Annotated in this window: 17 protein-coding genes; 16 read left to right on the forward strand and 1 reads right to left on the reverse strand. The window is 59.9% G+C overall.

What is annotated here, in order from left to right:
• Positions 1 to 369: 369 nt before the first annotated feature.
• From nifH to NKH42_RS16140, 9 genes are all read left to right on the forward strand, one after another.
• Positions 370 to 1,263 carry a nitrogenase iron protein gene (gene nifH, locus NKH42_RS16100; protein WP_352706820.1) on the forward strand — a complete coding sequence of 298 codons (894 nt, stop codon included), beginning with the start codon at positions 370 to 372 and terminating at the stop codon, positions 1,261 to 1,263.
• A gap of 98 nt (positions 1,264 to 1,361) precedes the next feature.
• Positions 1,362 to 2,864, forward strand: a complete 1,503-nt coding sequence (nifD, locus tag NKH42_RS16105) for a nitrogenase molybdenum-iron protein alpha chain (RefSeq protein WP_352706817.1) — start codon at positions 1,362 to 1,364, stop codon at positions 2,862 to 2,864.
• A gap of 130 nt (positions 2,865 to 2,994) precedes the next feature.
• Positions 2,995 to 4,536, forward strand: coding sequence for a nitrogenase molybdenum-iron protein subunit beta (gene nifK, locus NKH42_RS16110; RefSeq protein WP_352974271.1), 1,542 nt, complete (start codon positions 2,995 to 2,997; stop codon positions 4,534 to 4,536).
• A 64-nt stretch (positions 4,537 to 4,600) separates the two neighbouring features.
• Entirely contained in the window at positions 4,601 to 6,091 is a 1,491-nt protein-coding gene (gene nifE / locus NKH42_RS16115) for a nitrogenase iron-molybdenum cofactor biosynthesis protein NifE (RefSeq protein ID WP_352974301.1), read from the forward strand.
• A gap of 9 nt (positions 6,092 to 6,100) precedes the next feature.
• Positions 6,101 to 7,483, forward strand: a complete 1,383-nt coding sequence (nifN, locus tag NKH42_RS16120) for a nitrogenase iron-molybdenum cofactor biosynthesis protein NifN (protein WP_352974274.1) — start codon at positions 6,101 to 6,103, stop codon at positions 7,481 to 7,483.
• Positions 7,449 to 7,946, forward strand: coding sequence for a nitrogen fixation protein NifX (gene nifX, locus NKH42_RS16125; protein ID WP_352974276.1), 498 nt, complete (start codon positions 7,449 to 7,451; stop codon positions 7,944 to 7,946). The genes nifN and nifX overlap by 35 nt, the downstream gene beginning before the upstream one ends.
• A gap of 17 nt (positions 7,947 to 7,963) precedes the next feature.
• A complete protein-coding gene (locus tag NKH42_RS16130) occupies positions 7,964 to 8,443 on the forward strand; it encodes a NifX-associated nitrogen fixation protein (RefSeq protein ID WP_352974278.1) in 480 nt (159 codons plus the stop codon).
• Between the two features lie 27 nt (positions 8,444 to 8,470).
• Positions 8,471 to 9,256 carry a response regulator transcription factor gene (locus tag NKH42_RS16135; RefSeq protein WP_352974302.1) on the forward strand — a complete coding sequence of 262 codons (786 nt, stop codon included), beginning with the start codon at positions 8,471 to 8,473 and terminating at the stop codon, positions 9,254 to 9,256.
• Positions 9,257 to 9,310: 54 nt separating this feature from the next.
• Positions 9,311 to 10,252, forward strand: a complete 942-nt coding sequence (locus NKH42_RS16140) for a universal stress protein (RefSeq protein ID WP_352974279.1) — start codon at positions 9,311 to 9,313, stop codon at positions 10,250 to 10,252.
• Positions 10,253 to 10,935: 683 nt separating this feature from the next.
• Here the strand turns inward: NKH42_RS16140 and NKH42_RS16145 are convergent.
• Positions 10,936 to 11,262 carry a hypothetical protein gene (locus NKH42_RS16145; protein ID WP_352974280.1) on the reverse strand — a complete coding sequence of 109 codons (327 nt, stop codon included), beginning with the start codon at positions 11,260 to 11,262 and terminating at the stop codon, positions 10,936 to 10,938.
• Positions 11,263 to 11,584: 322 nt separating this feature from the next.
• On the opposite strand from NKH42_RS16145, the gene NKH42_RS16150 reads away from it, so the two are divergent.
• The 7 genes from NKH42_RS16150 to NKH42_RS16180 all read left to right on the forward strand — a co-directional run bounded on the left by NKH42_RS16150 (position 11,585) and on the right by NKH42_RS16180 (position 16,986).
• Positions 11,585 to 12,733 (forward strand): TlpA disulfide reductase family protein, encoded by a 1,149-nt coding sequence (locus NKH42_RS16150; RefSeq protein ID WP_352974281.1) that lies wholly within the window; start codon positions 11,585 to 11,587, stop codon positions 12,731 to 12,733.
• Between the two features lie 350 nt (positions 12,734 to 13,083).
• Entirely contained in the window at positions 13,084 to 13,554 is a 471-nt protein-coding gene (locus tag NKH42_RS16155) for a DUF269 domain-containing protein (protein WP_352974283.1), read from the forward strand.
• Between the two features lie 25 nt (positions 13,555 to 13,579).
• Positions 13,580 to 13,783, forward strand: coding sequence for a CCE_0567 family metalloprotein (locus NKH42_RS16160; protein ID WP_352516014.1), 204 nt, complete (start codon positions 13,580 to 13,582; stop codon positions 13,781 to 13,783).
• On the forward strand, positions 13,780 to 14,097 hold the full coding sequence (gene fdxB / locus NKH42_RS16165; RefSeq protein WP_352974284.1) for a ferredoxin III, nif-specific: 318 nt from the start codon (positions 13,780 to 13,782) through the stop codon (positions 14,095 to 14,097). The genes NKH42_RS16160 and fdxB overlap by 4 nt, the downstream gene beginning before the upstream one ends.
• Before the next feature lie 29 nt (positions 14,098 to 14,126).
• Complete coding sequence (locus NKH42_RS16170; protein ID WP_352974287.1) at positions 14,127 to 14,450, forward strand: exopolysaccharide production repressor protein; 324 nt, start codon at positions 14,127 to 14,129, stop codon at positions 14,448 to 14,450.
• Positions 14,451 to 14,783: 333 nt separating this feature from the next.
• Entirely contained in the window at positions 14,784 to 15,794 is a 1,011-nt protein-coding gene (locus tag NKH42_RS16175) for a 1-aminocyclopropane-1-carboxylate deaminase (protein WP_352974288.1), read from the forward strand.
• Between the two features lie 346 nt (positions 15,795 to 16,140).
• Entirely contained in the window at positions 16,141 to 16,986 is an 846-nt protein-coding gene (locus NKH42_RS16180) for a radical SAM/SPASM domain-containing protein (RefSeq protein ID WP_352974289.1), read from the forward strand.
• Positions 16,987 to 17,763 lie beyond the last annotated feature (777 nt).

Below are 17,763 nucleotides of genomic sequence, written 5' to 3' on the forward strand. Positions count from 1 at the left end.
GAGGGCACGCGAGACCAAGCACGTCAGCTCGCCGGAACAGGAGAGTTCGCAGCATCCCGCAAAAACGCAAGAGGGTCGAGATGCTGTTCGCCCACTCAACACAACGATGCGGTCCGAACGAATGCGTGACTGAGGATCGCGATCCGCCGCTTTGTGTCGCCATTGTCGGGTCCGCTACACGGCTTGTTCCGACGATCCTTTCTGCGGCTTCAAGCTAAATACCTGAAAAACAACCACAAAATTATTCTTCGATTCGACGAGCCAAATTGGCACGAGTCTTGAAACCTTGGGTGCGAGGCGGCGACAGCTGCCCGACCGGCATTCGTGTCGCGGCAGCCGCGATGAATGGAACGAAGGAAGGAAAGCTACATGTCAGGTTTGCGTCAGATCGCCTTTTACGGCAAGGGCGGCATCGGCAAGTCCACCACCTCCCAAAATACCCTCGCCGCCCTTGTCGACCTCGGGCAGAGAATCCTCATCGTCGGCTGCGACCCCAAAGCCGACTCCACCCGCCTGATCCTGAACGCGAAGGCGCAGGATACGGTCCTGCACCTCGCGGCAGAGGAAGGTTCGGTGGAAGACCTCGAACTCCAGGATGTGCTCAAGGTCGGCTACAAAGGCATCAAATGCGTGGAGTCGGGCGGCCCCGAGCCGGGTGTCGGCTGCGCCGGTCGCGGCGTGATCACCTCGATCAACTTCCTCGAGGAGAACGGCGCCTATGACGATGTCGACTATGTCTCCTACGACGTGCTCGGGGATGTAGTGTGCGGCGGTTTCGCGATGCCGATCCGCGAGAACAAGGCTCAGGAAATCTACATCGTCATGTCCGGCGAGATGATGGCGCTCTATGCCGCCAACAACATTGCCAAGGGTATCCTGAAATACGCTCATTCGGGTGGCGTGCGGCTCGGCGGCCTGATCTGCAACGAGCGCCAAACCGACCGCGAGCTCGACCTCGCCGAAGCGCTGGCTTCGAGGCTCAATTCCAAGCTCATCCACTTCGTGCCGCGCGACAACATCGTCCAGCACGCCGAGCTCAGGAAGATGTCTGTGATCCAGTATGCGCCGGACTCCAAGCAGGCCGGGGAATACAGGGCGCTGGCCGAGAAGATCCATAACAATTCGGGCCAGGGCACCATCCCCACCCCGATCACCATGGAGGAGCTCGAGGACATGCTGCTCGACTTCGGCATCATGAAGACGGACGAGCAGATGCTTGCCGAGCTTCAGGTCAAGGAAGCGGCGAAGGCGGCCGCACGGTAACGACCGCTACTGACTGGTGGCGCGGCCTGACGTGGCGCGCCTTTCAAAGAACGGCGCCTCGTTGGTGAGGCGTCACCCTGAACCTTGAAAGGGGTCTCATGAGCCTGGAATACGAGAATGACGGCGCCCTCCATGCGAAGCTTATCGAGGAGGTGCTGTCGCAATATCCTGACAAGGCGGCGAAGCGCCGCAAAAAGCACCTCAGCGTCGCAAAGAGCGGCGACGAGGCTGGCGAGGAAAGCGAGGTCCTTTCCGAATGCGAGGTCAAATCGAATATCAAGTCCATCCCCGGAGTGATGACGATTCGCGGCTGCGCCTATGCCGGCTCGAAAGGCGTGGTCTGGGGTCCAGTCAAGGATATGGTCCATATCTCGCACGGCCCGGTCGGCTGCGGGCAATATTCCTGGTCGCAACGCCGCAACTACTACGTCGGCACGACCGGCATCGACACGTTCGTCACGATGCAGTTCACCTCCGATTTCCAGGAGAAGGACATTGTTTTCGGCGGCGACAAGAAGCTGGAACGGATCATCGATGAGATCGAGGAACTGTTTCCGCTGAACAAGGGCATGAGTGTGCAATCCGAATGCCCGATCGGCCTGATTGGCGACGACACCGAAGCGGTGTCCCGCAACAAGGCCAAGGAGCACGAAAAGACGATCGTGCCGGTGCGCTGCGAGGGCTTCCGCGGCGTCTCGCAATCACTCGGCCACCACATCGCCAACGACGCGATCCGCGACTGGGTGTTCGAGAAGAAGGACGTCGAGTTCGAGGCCAGCCCGTACGATGTCAATGTGATCGGCGACTACAATATCGGTGGCGACGCCTGGGCTTCGCGCATCCTGCTCGAGGAGATGGGCCTGCGCGTGGTCGGCAACTGGTCGGGCGACGCTACGCTGGCCGAAATAGAGCGAGCGCCAAAGGCCAAGCTCAATCTCATCCATTGCTACAGGTCGATGAACTACATCTGCCGGCATATGGAGGAAAAGTATGGCATCGCCTGGATGGAGTACAATTTCTTCGGCCCCTCCCAGACTGAAGCCTCTCTGCGCAAGATAGCCAAGCATTTCGGGCCGGAAATCGAGGCCAAGGCCGAGGCGGTCATCGCCAAATACCGACCCCTGGTCGATGCCGTCATCGCCAAATACCGGCCGCGCCTCGAAGGCAGGACGGTGATGCTCTATGTCGGCGGCCTGCGCCCCCGTCACGTCGTCACGGCATATGAGGATCTGGGCATGGTGATCGTCGGCACTGGCTACGAATTTGGCCATAACGACGATTATCAGCGCACCGGCCATTACGTGAAGAAGGGCACGCTGATCTATGACGACGTGACTGGTTACGAGCTGGAGAAGTTCATCGAGGGGATCCGTCCTGATCTCGTTGGCTCCGGCATCAAAGAGAAGTACCCGGTCCAGAAGATGGGCATACCGTTCCGTCAAATGCATTCCTGGGATTATTCCGGCCCGTATCACGGCTACGACGGCTTCGCCATCTTCGCCCGCGACATGGATCTGGCCATCAACAACCCGGTCTGGGGCCTCTACGACGCTCCCTGGAAGAAAAAAGCCGAGCCGTCGGCGGCGATCGCTGCGGAATGAAAAACCTGGCCTCCCGGAAGCCGGGAAGGCCGATGAACGCCTGCGGCGCTTTGTCCGCGGGAGACCTGAAACGTTTCGACGTCCCTGTGCCGCCGTATGGCGCGGCCAGATGGAGAAGAGGTAACCATCCATGCCGCAGTCGGCTGAAAAAGTTCTCGACCATGCGCCCCTGTTCCGCGAGCCGGAATACAGGCAGATGCTCGCCGAGAAGAGGCTGAATTTCGAATGTCCTCACCCGGACCAGGTCGTTACCGACCAAGGCGAATTCACCAAGACGTGGGAATACCGCGAAAAGAACCTCGCTCGCGAAGCGCTTGTCGTGAACCCCGCCAAAGCCTGCCAGCCGCTCGGCGCGGTGTTCGCGGCCGCCGGTTTCGAGCGAACCATGTCCTTCGTCCACGGCAGCCAGGGCTGCGTGGCCTACTACCGCTCGCACCTGTCGCGCCATTTCAAGGAGCCTGCTTCGGCAGTTTCCTCCTCGATGACCGAGGACGCGGCAGTGTTCGGTGGCCTGAAGAACATGGTCGACGGGCTCGCCAACACGTACCAACTCTACGACCCGAAGATGATCGCCGTCTCGACCACTTGTATGGCGGAGGTCATTGGCGACGACCTGCACAGCTTTATCGAGAACGCCAAGGACGAAGGCTCGGTCCCGCGCGACTTCGACGTGCCCTTCGCCCACACGCCGGCCTTCGTCGGCAGCCATGTCGACGGCTATGACGTCGCGGTCAAGGGCATTTTGGAGCATTTCTGGAAAGGCGAGGAGCGAACGGAAGCCGAGGGAACCATCAACATCATTCCGGGCTTCGACGGCTTCTGTGTCGGCAACAACCGGGAACTCAAGCGCCTGCTCGATCTGATAGGCGTGTCCTATACCTTTATCCAAGACGCCTCTGACCAGTTCGACACGCCGTCGGACGGCGAATATCGCATGTATGACGGCGGCACGAAGATCGAAGACGTGAGGAAGGCACTCAACGCCGAGGCGACACTTTCGTTACAGCATTACAACACCCGAAAAACACTGGAGTATTGCGAGGGGGTAGGGCAGGCGACTGCCTCGTTCCATTACCCGCTCGGAGTCCAGGCGACCGACGACTTCCTGATGGAGGTCTCCGCGATTTCCGGCAAGCAAATCCCCGAGGCAATCCGCCTGGAGCGCGGCCGACTTGTTGACGCCATGGCGGACAGCCAATCCTGGCTGCACGGTAAGAAATATGCCATCTACGGCGATCCGGACTTTGTCTACGCCATGGCCCGCTTCATCATGGAGACGGGCGGCGAGCCGACCCATTGCCTCGCCACCAACGGCACCTCGGCATGGGAAGCGGAGTTGAAGGAACTGCTTGCATCATCGCCCTTCGGCAAGGACGCTCAAGTCTGGGCGGGCAAGGACCTCTGGGCCATGCGCTCGCTGCTCTTCACCGAGCCGGTGGACCTGCTGATCGGCAACTCCTATGGCAAGTATCTGGAGCGCGACACCGGCACGCCGCTGATCCGGCTGACGTTTCCGATCTTCGACCGGCACCATCACCATCGCTTTGCGCTCATGGGCTACCAAGGCGGGTTGCGCGTCCTGACGACGATCCTCGACAAGATCTTCGACAAGCTCGATCGCGAGACAAGCGAGACGGGCATGACGGACTATTCGTATGACCTCACCCGCTAAGGGTGGCGGCCGGCTCTTCGGTGAGGCCGGTTATCTTCCCGAAGGGACTTCGGAGACCAACGCAATGTCCTCGCTCAGAGCCAAAATCCAGGATGTCTTCAACGAGCCTGCCTGCGAGCAGAACCGCGGCAAGGATGCCAAGGCGCGCAAGGAGGGCTGTTCGAAGCCACTGACCCCCGGGGCGGCGGCCGGCGGCTGTGCCTTCGATGGCGCCAAGATCGTGCTGCAGCCGATCACCGACGTCGCGCACCTGATCCATGCGCCGCTCGCCTGCGAGGGCAATTCCTGGGACAACCGCGGTGCGGCTTCGTCCGGGCCAACGCTGTGGCGCACGAGCTTCACCACCGATCTCACCGAACTCGACGTGGTGATGGGGCGGGGCGAGCGGAAGCTCTTCAAAGCGATCCGCGAGATCAAGGAAGCGTATGGGCCGCCGGCTATCTTCGTCTATCCGACCTGCGTGACGGCGCTGATCGGCGACGACATCGAGGCCGTCTGCAAGCGCGCGGCGGAAAAGTTCGGCCTACCGGTGGTGCCGGTCAATGCACCAGGCTTCGTCGGCTCCAAGAATCTCGGCAACAAGCTTGCCGGCGAGGCGTTGCTCGAGCATGTCATCGGCACGGTAGAACCGGACGACGCCGGACCCTATGACATCAACATTCTTGGCGAATTCAACCTCTCGGGTGAATTTTGGCTGGTGAAGCCGCTGCTGGATCGGCTCGGCATCCGGGTGCGCGCCTGCATTCCGGGCGACGCGCGTTACTTCGACATTGCCTGCGCGCACCGCGCCCGGGCGGCTATGATGGTGTGCTCGACCGCGCTCATCAATCTCGCCCGCAAGATGGAGCAGCGCTGGGACATCCCGTTTTTCGAGGGCTCCTTCTACGGCATCACCGACACCTCGGAAGCGCTCAGACAGATCTCTCAGCTGCTCGTGAAGAAGGGTGCCGATCCGGAGATCCTCGGCCGCACCGAGGCCTTGATTGCAGAGGAGGAGGCGATCGCTTGGAAGAAGCTCGCGGCCTACCGGCCGAGGCTCGAAGGCAAGCGCGTGCTGCTCAACACCGGCGGTGTGAAGTCCTGGTCCGTCGTCCATGCGCTGATGGAGATCGGCATCGAGATCGTCGGCACCTCTGTCAAGAAGTCGACCGTCGAAGACAAGGAGCGCATCAAGCAGATCCTCAAGGACGACAACCACATGTTCGAGCAGATGGCGCCGCGCGAGCTCTACGCCATGCTCTCAGAACACAAGGCCGATATCATGCTGTCGGGCGGGCGCACGCAGTTCATCGCGCTGAAGGCCAAGACACCCTGGCTCGATATCAACCAGGAGCGCCAACATCCTTACGCCGGCTATGACGGCATGGTGGAACTCGTACGCCAGATCGACCTCGCCATTTATAACCCGATCTGGTGCCAGGTGCGCGAGCCCGCACCATGGGATTGCCAGCCTGCGGTGAGGGAGGAACTGCCGAGCACGAAAAGCGAGACCGCGATCTTGCATGTTGTCCAGGAATTCGCCGGCACGACGGCCGACGATTTCGGCGAGTGTTGAGGAAAGCCGATGGTCCGCATCCTTCCCAAGACCAAAGCGGCGGCGGTCAATCCGCTGAAGTCATCGCAGCCGCTGGGTGCCGCCTTGGCCTTTCTTGGCGTCGACGGTGCGATGCCGTTGTTCCACGGCAGCCAGGGGTGCACCAGCTTTGCGCTCGTGCTGTTCGTGCGGCATTTCAAGGAAGCCATCCCCTTGCAGACAACGGCGATGGACGAGGTGGCGACGATCCTCGGCGGGGCAGACCATCTGGAAGAGGCGATCCTCAATCTCAAGGCCCGCACAAAGCCAACGCTGATCGGGGTCTGCACCACGGCGCTGGTGGAAACCCGGGGCGAAGACTCCGCAGGCGATATCGCCAATATCAGGCTGAAGCGCAGGGAAGAACTCGCGGGTACGGAGGTGGTGCTAGCCAACACACCGGATTTCGACGGTGCGATCGAAGAGGGCTGGGCCAAGGCTGTCACCGCGATGATCGAAAGGATTACGCGGCCCGGCGAGCAGGCGCGGCAATCGAAGAAGATCGTGATCCTGCCTGGCTGGAACCTCACTGTGGCTGATATCGAGCATTTGCGTGAGATGATTGAAAGCTTTGGACTTAAGCCGGTGATTCTGCCGGACGTCTCCGGCTCGCTCGACGGTACGGTGCCCGACCGCTGGATCATGACCACCTATGGCGGCACCAGCGTCGAGGATATCCGCGAGCTTGGCACGGCCGAGCAATGCGTCGTCATCGGTGAGCATATGCGCCGCCCGGCCGAGCTGCTGCAGAGGTTGACCGGCGTGCCTTACGTGCTGTTCCGGTCGCTGACTGGATTGAAGGACGCCGACCGGTTCGTCTCGCTGCTGTCCGCGGTTTCGGGCGCGGCGGCGCCGGCTGGGGTGCGCCGTCGCCGCGCGCAGTTGCAGGACGCGTTGCTCGACGGACATTTCCACTTTGGAGGCAAGAAAATTGCGATCGCTGCTGAACCAGACCAACTCTGCCAACTCGCGAGCTTCTTCATCGGAATGGGCTCCGAAATCGCGGCGGCGGTCACCACGACCGACATGTCGAAAATTTTGGAGGAAGTACCGGCGCAGTCGGTTCAGATCGGCGATCTCGGCGATTTGGAAGCTCTTGGCGCCGGCGCTGATCTTCTCATCACCCATTCCCACGGCCGCCAGGCGGCGCAGCGCCTCGGCATTCCGCTCATGCGGGTCGGCTTCCCGATCTTCGACCGGCTCGGCAGCCAGCACAAGCTCACAATCCTCTACCAGGGGACCCGCGACCTGATCTTCGAGGTTGCCAACATCTTTGAAGCCAACCGGCACGCGCCGACGCCTAAGGCGCTTGATCCACTCCGTAAGCGAGAAATACCAGATGAGCTCCGTTCGTCGCCTCTCGCTCGTCACTGACGAGGTCCACGCACTGACACCGAAACGCCAAGCCGGCGCATTGCGCGTGGCGATCGCCACGCAGGACATGAAGAACCTCAACGCCCATTTCGGTTCGGCCAGGCGCTTTGCTGTCTACGACGTGATGCGCGAGGAGTGGAATCTCGTGGAAGCCGTGGCCTTCGATGACGTTTCCGACGAGAGCGGGAAGCATCGGACTGAGGGCGACGACCGCATCACCCCGAAGGTGGAGGCGCTGAAGGGCTGTCATCTCCTGTTTTGTCTGGCGATCGGAGGGCCTTCGGCAGCCAAGGTTGTTTCGGCAAAAATTCATCCGATCAAAGTGCCGCACCCCCAAACCATCCAAGAGGTGCTGTTGCGCACGCAGATGATGCTCAGGACGTGTCCTCCCCCTTGGCTGCGCAAGGTGCTGACGCAGGCAGGTGTCGCCGAACAGAAACCGTCCTTTGAGGACGAGGACTGAAATGAGGAGTGGGCGAAATGTCTGACGCCGTGGTTAGCCCTGCTGTCGCCGAAGACGAGGCGGCCCTTGCCACCCCGTTCGTGAAATGCCTCGTGCGGCTGGTCCGGGCTCATGATTCCCACGGGTCTTGGGAAGGCAAATCGGACGCCGAGCTGCTGGGCGACTTCATCATCACCAGGGAACAGCGCCGCGCGATCCCGATCATCGGCGATCCCGATCCGGACGTACTGTGGAGGCTCGAGATTTTTTACGCCGCCGTCGGGCTTGCGATCGAGGAACGCTCCGGCCTGATGGCATCGCCGATGATGGAGGTGAGCCATGAGGGCTTCGGGCGCGTGCTTTTCACGGCCGGGCGGTTGGTCGTTCTGTCGAAGACCCTGCGCGACGTCCACCGGTTCGGCTTTGAGACGTTCCGGAAACTCGCTGCGGCCGGTACGAAACTGGCCGGCGATGCGACCGCAGCCATTGAGGCTCATCCCGAGGTGGCGCGGGCGTGATGGAACCGATTTTTGATCAACGGGATCGTGTCAGGCCTTGAGGACATGCGATGGCCAGCCCTCTCAATCGAGGCGATGGAGGCCGATGTGGTTCTTGGGGCAGCGCTGATGAAGCCACTGGTCCTGATCTGTTCGCAGGATCCGGAGTTCTATCTGGTCCACAGCCACATTCTGGAGGTGGACGGCTTCACGATTCAACTGGCCGGCGGCGTGGAGGAGGCGCTTGCATTGGCCAGTGAACGGGAGCCGAAGGCCGTGGTGCTGGACTGCCAGCCAACAAGCGCGACAGGCTCCACAATCTGCGCCCGGTTCAAGGGGGAGCCCCGGACCGGCGGCCTGCCCGTAATTGCGCTGATCGCGCCCGGCGCCGAGAACCAGCACCTGGATCTCTTGAAGGCTGGTATTGACGAGAGCTTTGTGCGGCCCTTCGCGCCGGCCAAGCTGCTCGACTGTCTACGGACGAAGCTGGCGCTGCCGAAGCCGGGTTCAAACGGGATTGAAAACGGCGGCTGGATCTCCTGTGGCGATCTTGAGATAAGGCTCGATGCCCACCGGGTTCGGGGTAATGGCCACGAAGTCCACCTTGGGCCGATCGAGTTCAACCTGCTGCGGCTTTTGCTTGAGAGTCCCGGCAAGGTCTTCACCAGAGACGAGCTGATCAGCGCGGCCTGGCCGGCCAATATCCATGTCGGTGTACGCACCGTTGATGTCCATATCAGCCGGCTCAGAAGGGCGCTGAAGGCGGCCTCCCCCTCCAGCGTCATTCGTACCGTCAGGTCGGCCGGCTACTCGCTCGAGTGGCCGGACGGCTGAATAGCGAACGGATGTAGTGCCACCCCCCCATCTCCGTCGTGCTGGGGGCAAATCTTGCGGCTTCGAAACGCGCCTACAGGTACGACATATTCAGAAAGAAGCAGTCAAATGGCTTTCAGAAGCGTACTCAGTGTGACGGGAGCTGACCACTCCGATCAGGATGTCAGAACAGCTGCCAGCTTGTGTGCCGAAGTCGGCGCGTATCTTTCCGTACTGGTGATGTCGCCTCCGCCGCTCATTATGCCGTCTCCGCTGCTCGGCGATTTCATCCCCGAGTGGCCTGGACAACGCGCACAGGCCATCGCCAGACTGGACAAACGGTTTAGGCAGATCGAGAGATTTTCACAGGACATGGCCAACCTGGAAAAGACATCCAGGGAAATTCACAAGCTGCTGAGAGCCACGTGGCGCTGCTATGAGGTCGATACCGAACACTGGGACAAGGCCGGCGTCGGTGACGCGGTGCGACAGCGGGCGCTCTGCACCGACGTGACCATCATCGGCCCCGCACTTCTCGACGACACTCGTCTCGGACCTCTTGTTATCAACGGCAGCTTGTTCGATACGGGAAAGCCGGTGCTTGTCGTGCCGGAGGGCGCTGAGGCAACTCTGTCTCCACGGCGCGTGCTGGTCGGCTGGGATTCGCGAGTCGAGGCGTCCCGTTCGGTTCGGGAAGCGCTGGATCTGCTAGCCGGTGCTGAGGAAGTTCGTGTCGCACTAGTCGATCCGGAGGCGACCTGCACCGGAAACGGCGCCGAGCCGGGAGCCGACATCGCTGCCTATCTCACTCGGCATGGTGCTCGGGTGTTGGTCGACCGGCTGCCGAGCGCCGGCAAACCGGTGGCCACGGTGCTCGCGCAGCACGCAATAGACACGTCTGCCAACATGATTGTCATGGGTGCCTATGGCAGCCGCCGGCTGCGCGAGCGGCTCTTCGGTGGCGTGACAAGATGGATAGTTGGCAAGCCGCCATTGCCGCTGTTTTTGGCTCGCTGACGGGTTCTGAAGTAGCACCGATGCTGTCCGAGGCGCTCTACTCCCCTGGTCACCTACCCTGATGCGAAGTCGGAGAAAGGTCGCGGCAAAGCGCAACTTTCGCGAAGCTCGAATCTGCAAGCGCCGTCGCCGAGACATCCCGGACGTCTCTAACGCGCGCTCGGGGGTTCTTCTCGCCCGAGATGATCCGTAACGCGGAGCTCAAAGGCCGCGCAGAGGTACAGGCGCTCCTCAATGCGCTCAAAAACACCGATGCTTGGGTCGGCGTCAGGTCGAGAAAGAAAGTCGTTTCAGCGCAGCAGGCCGCGTTCGGACCGTAGCCGCATCCGTATTGGCGTTATCGCGATTTCCCTCACCACTGGCCGTGAGTGAACACCGCAACGACCGTGCAGGGCCGAGGCGCCGACCTTCGAGTCGGACGGTCGGGCTCTTGCCGGCTCAACGATGGCATCAATCACGTTGTCATCGCCTGGGATGGTAGCCGGGTCAGCGGCGAGGGAGGCCGCATCTTCGGCGTTTTCAGTCTGCCCGGCCCACCGCGTGGCGACCGAGCGGCCTTGAGGCTGGTCAAATTCCGACAACGCTCACATTCGCACCAGGCGGTCCCTTTAGCGCCTGAGCACAGGGAACACGGAAGATAAACGACAGCAGCAGGAACCCCGGAAGGCCGCACATGCCAGCACTCATCCTGACCTTTTCGCCACGACCACAATGGTCGAGCTGACGATGTGGCGGTATTGGCGAGCCGAAGCTGGACCGGCTTCGTCGTGAAGAACTCCCATGACGTCAGCCAGGAATTCAATCGCAAGGCGGGTGAGGGGGCCACAGGCCGCGCTCGGATGTAACAGCCTTTTGCAATCGCAAATGGCGAGATCCACTACCGCCTGAGGTACCGGAACGGCAAGACGCTCAAGCCAGTGGCGTGAAGCGGTGACGACGAGCCTGTCGGCAGCTAACGCAGTCAAGATGTCCATCTGCTCGTCGCTCAGCCCGAATGCCTGTTCAGTCATTCGTGGCCACGCTTCTGGCGGGGCAAAGCGAGTGATGCGTGTCCAAAACCGGACAGCGGCAGAAAACATGTCGGGTTCAATACAACCGGCCATCTTGGCAGATCGAGGCTTTTGAAAGCGAAATCATGGGGTTACTGCCCGCTGAGCGCGCTGGCACGGCCTTTGCGAATTGAGATGCGGCAACACGAAGTGAAGGCTGACTGCACGCAGACGCGCGAGACGAGCGATGCTCTCTTTTCCCTGCCCGTGTGCCCCCTTTCCAGAGGGAAACAAGCTCGCGCATAAAGTCGCGCAACCTTTGGCCATAGCTTTGGAGAGCAACATGGTATTGCAGATGGGGTCATCGGCTCCTTCGATCAAAGTGGAGAACTGGCTGCGTGGCGAGCCCCTTACGAACCTCCAGCCCCGCAAAGTGTATATCGTCGAATTTTGGGCAACTTGGTGCGGACCATGTGTGTCGGCGATGCCCCATCTGATGCAGCTGCAGGAGAAATACAAGGACAGCGGACTTGAGGTCGTCGGGATCGCGGCTGATGAGGACGCTCCAACGGCCGTCGAGGGCCGAACCAGGTTGGACGCTTGGTTGACCGAAAAGTGCTCGAATCTAAACTATCGGATAGCGTTCGACTACACAGGCGAAATGAACAAGCTTTGGATGGAACCCAGCTTTTCTGTCGGGATTCCGACCTCGTTCGTGGTCGACCGAGACGGCCACATCGCCTTTATCGGTCATCCGACGGAACTCGATGAGGTCTTGCCGAAAGTGCTTAACGGCAGCTGGCGCACCAGCGATCAAGCGAAATCCGCCGATACGGAGCGGATCGCCAAAAACGAGCCCATGGCGCGCGAACAAGCGTTGAAGAAGCCGATCAATGACAGATTTTGGGCGGCGGTGAAGACAGAGGATTGGAAGACGGCGCTCTCGGCGATCGAAGAGGGCATTGCCTTGTTGCCGGACAACCTCAATTTCCGCCTGGCTCATGCGAATCTGGTGCTTCACAAAATGCACGACATGTGGACCGGCTTGCCCCTCATGCACCAATTGGTTCGCGACGCGATCGACAGAAACTCCGAGGACTGGATGATCGCGGCGCTAGACCAACTCTTCCATCCGAACCTTGACCATTCGCGCTTTCCGTCTGCTGAGCGCTTCGCGATAGGCAAAGAGCTGTCCGAACACGTGCTGGCACTGAATCCCCCGCAAGGCGACAGCCCAAAGTTTTGGTCTTATCCGGCGGTCGCTCGGTATTATCATCAGAGCGGCAACAAAAATCGCGCGATCGAGTTGGTCGAGCTGGCACTGAAGTCGCTGGACGGTCCGGAGCCTATCCCTGACGAACTGAAAGAGCACCTTCTACCGGAGTTGCTACAGGCCTTGGCCAACTACAAGGATGAAAAGGTTTGTCACGGCGCTCTCTGCGCGGCACCGCAAAAGAATTTTTTGCCGAAGGTGTCAAAGCGCCCCCCGTAAAAGGGGGTGATGGTTGGAATGTGTACTGGCCAATTCGTCCATTTCCCTGGCGCGGCCGCAGCAAGTCGGTTCCATGCAGCACAGTGTGGATCGCTTGCAGCGGGTTCGAGGCTCCAATCTTGCGATGACCTCCGGCCGCATCACGGCGGAAGCGATGCTCGACGCGAATTCCGGCCGGGGTGGAAGACCTCGCAGTCGAGGACGTGTTCAAGGTCGGCCACTGGGACATCGATTGCGTGGAATCGGCCGCCCCGAGCCGGGCGCCGGCTGCGCAATTGTGGCCGAAGTAGGCGTCCCCGAAAAAAGGAATCGTCAATCGAGGAAGAGGACTGCAATGAGGAGAATATGAAATGCCTGAAGCCGCGGTCAGCCCTGCTGTCAACGAGGACGAGGCGGCGCTTGCCACCCCGTTCGTAAAATGCCTCGTGCGGCTGATCCGTGCTCAGGAGTCCTACGGCTCATGGGAAGGCAAATCGGACGCCACGCTGCTGGCCGACTTCATCGTCACGAAGGAACAACGTCGTGCACTCCCCACCATAGGGGATCCCGATCCGGCCGTGCTGTGGAGGCTCGATATGTTCTACACCGCCGTGGGGCTTGCGATCGAGGAGCGCTCCGGCCCGGTGACATCGCCAATGATGGAGATGAAACCCATGGGGGCTTCGGACGATTGCTTTTCACGGCCGGGCGGTTGGTCGCTCTGTCGAGACATCCACCGGTTCGGCTTCGAGACGTTCAGGAAGCTCGCGGAGGCCGGTACGAAACTGGTCGACGATGCGACTGCAGCCATTGAAGCCTATCCCGACGTGACACGGGCGTGAAGAAACAGATTTCGAGGAAGGATCTATGTCAAAGCTAGATGAGATGGGGAAGAAAGTCCGAAAGCTTCAGCTGCGCGCGGCAATTGCCAAGATGAAATTGCGCGACCTTGCAGAGAATCTGCCGGGAAAATGGACGGAGTTAGAGGATGTTGCCGAGGAAACGTCGGCCGTTTTTGCCGAGTTGGATGGTGCCAAGAGAGCGCTCGCTGCAATGAAGAAGTTACGATGACGAGCACATTCACCACCCGCGACGGCTCGGGATGGGTGCCGGAATATCTCACCGCTATAGACGGCACGACCTGCATCGGCTGCGGCCGCTGTTTCAAGGTCTGCTCGCGCGAGGTCATGCATCTTTACGGCGTCGATGACGCGGGTGAAATCCTCGGCGCCTGCGACGACGAGGATGACGATTTCGATGGCGATCTCAATCGCATGATCATGGTCGTCGATCATGCCGGCCGCTGCATTGGCTGCGGAGCCTGCGCCCGCGTCTGCCCGAAGAACTGCCAGACCCATATTGCGGCCGACCAGGTCGCAGCATGATCTGAGGAGACAAAACCAGGAGAACGGCGTTGCCCTTAAAAATCTTTTCTCGCGTCCTGGGGCTGGTGCTGTGCAGCAACGCTCTGATTGTCTACTTCGCTTCTCATTCCATCCGCACAGTAGTCGTCACGACGCTGGCTTGCTCGTTGCTCCTTCAGTTGGCCTATTTCGCAAGCGTGCTCTTTCTGATCTGGCGGTCTGGCTGCGTTAGCCGAGCTGGCCAAAGGGCTGAGCATTCCGACAGTTGCAAGGAAGTTGGATCCGAGCCACCAGACCTTGATGAGGTGACGAATGAATCCGCAGATTTGCTCCAGCGCGACCAAATGTTGGCCATATCGCTGCTGCTGCCTTGAGGTGCCATGACAAGGTCAGAGCTCAAGCTGGCGCAAATTTTGGACCAACCATAAACATCGAGCAGATATTAGAAGGAATACTGTGCTTGAGAAATCGATAGTGACCGCAATCCGGTCGTTCTAGTTAATCCAGGATACAGTTCTTGAATGCCACGCATTGGGTAGTCTCTCGCACGCTGGCGTGCGGTTGCAACTCTCAATGACGAACGGGGCGCTGGAAATAGTAATGGGACTCTTCGGCGCCGGATAACGCAGAGGACGTCAAATCAAAGACACCTGTAGAATGAATCGTGCATGGCAAATTCAGCTCCATCACGTGTTGCCGGAGAGAAAATGCTGGAAAAGTTCGAACGCTATCCGCTCACCTTTGGACCCACGCCCATCGAGAAACTCGACCTTTCCCAGCATCTGGGGGGCAGGGTGGAAATCTACGCCAAACGCGAGGACTGCAACTCCGGTCTCGCGTTTGGCGGAAACAAGCTGCGCAAGCTCGAATACATCATCCCCGATGCGATCGCGTCAAATGCCGGTACGCTTGTCTCCATCGGCGGCGTGCAGTCCAACCACACGCGGATGGTCGCCGCGGTCGCCGCCAAGATCGGCATGAAATGTCTCCTTGTTCAGGAGAGCTGGGTACCACTTGAGGACGCCGTCTACGACCGGGTCGGCAACATTCTCTTGAGCCGGATCATGGGAGCAGAAGTGCGCCTTGTCGACAAGGGCTTCGATATCGGCATCCGCCGCAGTTGGGAACAGGCGCTCGATGAGGTCAAGTCAAGGGGCGGCAGTCCCTACGCGATACCGGCCGGGGCCTCAGTTCACAAATATGGCGGGGTTGGGTACGTCGGGTCCGCGGAGGAGGTGCGCGCCCAAGAGAAACAGCTTGAGTTTGGCTTCGACTACATCGTCGTTTGCACGGTCACGGGCTCGACGCATGCCGGCATGCTCGTCGGGTTCGCCAAGGACGGTCGACAGCGCAACGTGCTCGGTATCGATGCCTCCGCCACCCCCGCCCAAACCAAGGCGCAGGTGCTAAACATTGCCCGGGATACTGCGAAGCTCGTCAAGCTTGGCATGGAAATCGTGGACGATGACGTGGTGCTGCTCGAGGGGTACGCGGCTCCCGGTTACGGCCTTCCGTCCGAGGCAACGAAGCAGGCCATCCGCCTGTGTGCGCGGCTCGAGGGTATAATTACCGATCCCGTCTACGAGGGCAAATCCATGCAAGGGATGATCGACCTCGTCCAGAAAGGCTTCTTTCCAGAGGGATCGAGGGTGCTTTACGCGCATCTCGGCGGCGCGCCGGCCATCAACGGGTACAGCTACACCTTCCGCAACGGCTGACGCTCGACAGATTGCGATTGCGCCGTCCTGCCGTGCCGGCGATGGCGCCCAACGCTCGTTCGAGGGCCGCCCGGCAAACCGGAGCCGGCGGTTGGTTGCCGCCCCTTGGGAAGCTGACTGAGTTCATTTGGAAAATTTTGATCGAGGGATTTTTGCTGAGGAAATCGAAAATTCGCCGAGAGTATTACCGTGGAAACACTATAATACTAGTCGATAGACCGGTATCGTAAGGACGTAACTAAATATCTGCTGGCAGAAGAAGCAACATTCCATCAGAATTAAATAAGCTAACTTGTTGTTTGAAGTTCAGGATTGGCCAAGAGCGTCAGAAAAGTGGAGGTATCCGATGATCTTACAGGAACTGGGCTCTGCCATCCCGGGCGGCAGGGTTTTAGAAATAACGACGACCACCGGCTGCATCGTCGGATGTTCTTATTGTCCGCAGGACAAGTTCGCCCATCGGCAAAGAGCGGTCTCTCATGTGAAGCATCTTCGTCTTGAAGATTTCAAGCGATGTCTGGCGCGCGTTCCAACTTCCGTCGACATTAGTTTCGCCGGGTACTCCGAGCCTTGGCTCAATCCGGATTGCACCGAAATGGTCGAGCACGCTTACGCCAGAGGCCATGGCATCCGGATTTTCACGACACTTGTAGGAATGAAGGGGCGGGATCTACAACGGCTGCGAGCGCTGCGCTGGAGGGTATTCGTGATCCATGTTTTCGATGATGGCGCGTATATGAATGGCCGCCTTGTCGGAGACAAGTATCTCGCTTTGATTCGTCAAGTGGTCGACACAGACATTGCCTCGATTCGGTTTATAGTCCTGGGCGAGGTCCATCCGGATATCGCCGGGATAATCCCCGCCGAAGCGCTAGTTCGCGCGCGGCCTCTGAGCAGCAGGGGTGGAAGCGTCGATCGGAAGGTCGTCGAACCACGGCAGCCAGTCGTCGGAGAGCTGACATGCGTTGACGGACGGCAGTATCGGAATGTTCTTCTCCCAAACGGTGACGTTACGCTCTGCTGCATGGATTTTGAACGGCGCCACGTATTGGGCAATCTTCTGCGCGACGAATACGCAGATCTTTTTGAAGGGCCAGTTTTTAGCGAAATCGCCGATCGCATGAATGGGAGAGATGGCTTTCTGCTTTGTAGGATGTGCGAATATGCCCATCCAACGGCGTCCGCATGCTGATTGGAGGTCGGCGAACCGCCTGAAAGCGGGGCCGGAGCGAATGTCGATCCTCTTGAGACTGCATCAGGCGGGCCGCCTCCTTCTGCCTCGCGTGAACCCGGTCGATGGAGTCTAGTCCCCATTTTTACGCGGCTTCGACACATCCTGTGGTAGCATCTCCCAGCACGAAGCTGTCTGGTTATTGGCCCAAGAGGGGGGAGAACCGGCTTAGCCTGGTCTCACCTATATCCTCCGCTGTCGGCTTTTCGAAACCCTAATCCTCATTCAGGGCAGAGTTGGTCGAGACGCTTCAGAAGCGGTCCGAAAGCGCCCCGACATTGAAGAACGCCGACATCGCCGCTACGCCGCTCGCTCGCTACCGCGCTGTTGAGGGCGCGCTCGCGAGCGGCTTCGCTACCGCCGAGCTACACCACTAGCCGGGGCACGATGGTTCGTGTTGCTGCCGGAGCGCCTGCAACACGTTAGCATGCTGCTGCATGGCAGAAGCGCCTGTCACCCCATGAGCCGGTGCTAGCGCTGAGCTTTGATAGGATTGGCAGGGCGTTTCGCCGGGTACAAGCAGGTGCGTCAACTACCAAATACCGTAGTATCGACGCTTCCCCGAAAACTCTAGAACTGAGTTCGTTCCAACGCATAGACGAGAGATATCGCCATGCAGAGCAACGTGACTACGGTGGAGGTTCCGAAGGCGTCAGTGCAGTTGAGCTGGCGCGCGAGTCCGGTCTCCCTTTTGGCGCGGACCTTTTTGAGGAGCGTGTCGCATTACGAACACACTCC

Source organism: Mesorhizobium sp. M1142 (assembly GCF_040318565.1).
Lineage (GTDB): Bacteria > Pseudomonadota > Alphaproteobacteria > Rhizobiales > Rhizobiaceae > Mesorhizobium.

Coding starts and splice junctions, on each gene's coding strand:
- nifX (WP_352974276.1), top strand. CDS start 7,449: ATGAGCTCCGTTCGTCGCCTCTCGCTCGTCACTGACGAGGTCCACGCA.
- nifH (WP_352706820.1), top strand. CDS start 370: ATGTCAGGTTTGCGTCAGATCGCCTTTTACGGCAAGGGCGGCATCGGC.
- nifD (WP_352706817.1), top strand. CDS start 1,362: ATGAGCCTGGAATACGAGAATGACGGCGCCCTCCATGCGAAGCTTATC.
- NKH42_RS16175 (WP_352974288.1), top strand. CDS start 14,784: ATGCTGGAAAAGTTCGAACGCTATCCGCTCACCTTTGGACCCACGCCC.
- nifE (WP_352974301.1), top strand. CDS start 4,601: ATGTCCTCGCTCAGAGCCAAAATCCAGGATGTCTTCAACGAGCCTGCC.
- nifN (WP_352974274.1), top strand. CDS start 6,101: ATGGTCCGCATCCTTCCCAAGACCAAAGCGGCGGCGGTCAATCCGCTG.
- fdxB (WP_352974284.1), top strand. CDS start 13,780: ATGACGAGCACATTCACCACCCGCGACGGCTCGGGATGGGTGCCGGAA.
- NKH42_RS16155 (WP_352974283.1), top strand. CDS start 13,084: ATGCCTGAAGCCGCGGTCAGCCCTGCTGTCAACGAGGACGAGGCGGCG.
- NKH42_RS16150 (WP_352974281.1), top strand. CDS start 11,585: ATGGTATTGCAGATGGGGTCATCGGCTCCTTCGATCAAAGTGGAGAAC.
- nifK (WP_352974271.1), top strand. CDS start 2,995: ATGCCGCAGTCGGCTGAAAAAGTTCTCGACCATGCGCCCCTGTTCCGC.
- NKH42_RS16145 (WP_352974280.1), bottom strand. CDS start 11,262: ATGACTGAACAGGCATTCGGGCTGAGCGACGAGCAGATGGACATCTTG.
- NKH42_RS16160 (WP_352516014.1), top strand. CDS start 13,580: ATGTCAAAGCTAGATGAGATGGGGAAGAAAGTCCGAAAGCTTCAGCTG.
- NKH42_RS16130 (WP_352974278.1), top strand. CDS start 7,964: ATGTCTGACGCCGTGGTTAGCCCTGCTGTCGCCGAAGACGAGGCGGCC.
- NKH42_RS16180 (WP_352974289.1), top strand. CDS start 16,141: ATGATCTTACAGGAACTGGGCTCTGCCATCCCGGGCGGCAGGGTTTTA.